The sequence below is a fragment of the Marinomonas sp. S3726 genome (assembly GCF_000967665.1).
Classification (GTDB): Bacteria; Pseudomonadota; Gammaproteobacteria; order Pseudomonadales; family Marinomonadaceae; genus Marinomonas.
The window spans coordinates 1-1,956 of record NZ_JXYC01000080.1; the positions used below are offsets into that span (position 1 = coordinate 1).

The 1,956-nt window shown below is 43.6% G+C and carries 3 protein-coding genes; all 3 read left to right on the forward strand.

Going from position 1 to position 1,956, the window contains the following annotated elements; all coding sequences use genetic code 11:
- Positions 1–421 (forward strand): phage protease (locus TW85_RS25110; RefSeq protein ID WP_046019877.1); only part of this gene is annotated, 421 nt, incomplete at its 5' end.
- A gap of 66 nt (positions 422–487) precedes the next feature.
- Complete coding sequence (locus TW85_RS25115) at positions 488–1,393, forward strand: Mu-like prophage major head subunit gpT family protein (protein ID WP_046019878.1); 906 nt, start codon at positions 488–490, stop codon at positions 1,391–1,393.
- A gap of 96 nt (positions 1,394–1,489) precedes the next feature.
- Positions 1,490–1,915 (forward strand): HI1506-related protein, encoded by a 426-nt coding sequence (locus tag TW85_RS25810; RefSeq protein WP_052702416.1) that lies wholly within the window; start codon positions 1,490–1,492, stop codon positions 1,913–1,915.
- The last annotated feature ends 41 nt before the right edge of the window (positions 1,916–1,956 follow it).

Consider the following 1,956-nt stretch of genomic DNA (forward strand, 5'->3'; position numbering starts at 1 on the left):
TGACAAGCTAAGTGCTGAACAATCTTTAGCAACCCTAAAAGCAAACCCACAAAGCCCTGAAGTAGATCCCGCTAAATACGTCCCAGTGGGAGTTGTGTCTGAAATGCAGACTCAAATTGCAGCCTTATCTGCTCAGGTTGCCGTGGGTGGTTTGGATAAAGTAATCGAAGACGCTTTAGAAAGCGGCAAGATCGTCCCCGCAATGGAACCATGGGCACGTGATTTTGGTAAAAAAGATATGGCCGCGCTCAATGAGTATTTAGATAAGCAAACACCTATTGTCGCTTTAAGTAGCCAGCAAGCGGGATCTAAAGCGCCTATTCAAAAGCAAAATGATCACACACTAACTGAAGACGAACAGCTTGCGGCTAAATTAACAGGTCGTACTGATGAAGAATACGCGGCCCTAAAAGCCAAATAAGGCAATTCTTTTTAATAAATATTGAATGGCACAAGCAACGATTTATTCGAGACATAGGAGCCCAAAATGGCAATTGTTAAATCATCAATGATTCAAGCACTTTTTACATCGTGGAAAGCCGATTTTCAAAAAGGCCTGACCACAGCTGAACCCCAGTGGAAAGAAGTGGCCATGTACGTCACATCCACCAGTAAATCTAATACCTACGGTTGGCTAGGTAAATTTCCAAACTTACGTGAATGGGTCGGTGATCGTGTCATCAACTCAATAAAAGAACACAGCTATACCATCACTAATAAAACCTATGAAAGTACGGTGGGTGTGGATCGAGAAGATATCGAAGACGATAATGTTGGCATTTATTCACCTATTTTTGAAGAAATGGGTCGAGCAGTTCAAATCCAACCAGATCAATTGACGTATGGCCTATTAAGCGCGGGTACCAGTACCTTATGTTATGACGGCCAAAACTTTTTTGATACGGATCACCCTGTATACCCCAATGTTGATGGTACGGGAACTGCCGTATCTGTCTCAAACTACGATGATAACGGCGGCTCGGGTACAACTTGGTACTTATTAGATACCTCCCGTGCAGTAAAACCGATCATTTTCCAAGAGCGCCGTAAACCTAATTTGCAATCAATGACTAAATTAGATGACGAGCATGTGTTCACATCAAATGAATTTCGATTTGGGGCAGATTGCCGCCGTAATGTGGGCTTCTCTTTTTGGCAACTTGCTTACGGCTCTCGTAAAGACCTGACCAGCGACAATCTATGGGCCGCTATTAGTGCCATGCGTGACTTTAAAGCCGATGGGGGCCAGAAGCTCGGAGTTAAACCAACACTCTTAGTGGTTCACTCGTCCCAAGAAAAACAAGCGAGACGATTAATTGAGCGTGAATTAGATTCCAACAGCTCAAACGAACTTAAAGGTCGCCTGAAAATAGTCGTCGCAGACTACTTATAAACACCACTCGATTTTAAGTCATTCGCTCATGATTTGGCGGGCATTGATACCGCCAAATCGCTTAAGTTCAAAGCACATATTGGAGAGGTTAATGATATGCCAATTATTATCAAATCATCGGTTAATGGGTTCCGTCGTGCGGGCATGGCGCATCCTAGCGAGTTGGTCACACACCCTGATGGCACTTTTACAAAAGCGCAACTTAAACAACTTGAAAATGAACCGCGCCTATCCGTCAAAATTATTGAAGGTGCAGCCATTGATGATTCGTCAAATTCGAATTCAAATTCAAAAGGGCCCATGGATGAGGAACGCCTTCGTGAGTTGGTAGCTCACATTGCTTCTTTGGACAAAGACGATGCGTCTCTTTGGAAGCAAGATAATTCACCTAAAGCCACCGCGTTTTCAAAAGATGTAACGGCAGAAGAACGCACTCAAGCTTGGGAAGCTTATCTTGCAACGTTAGATAACAGCTCAAGTGAAGACGCGCCAAAAGATGAAAACTCAGGCGGTGAGAAGTAATTATGGCGTATTGCAGCACCCAAGATTTAATTGATCGTTTT

Coding starts and splice junctions, on each gene's coding strand:
- TW85_RS25115 (WP_046019878.1), top strand. CDS start 488: ATGGCAATTGTTAAATCATCAATGATTCAAGCACTTTTTACATCGTGG.
- TW85_RS25810 (WP_052702416.1), top strand. CDS start 1,490: ATGCCAATTATTATCAAATCATCGGTTAATGGGTTCCGTCGTGCGGGC.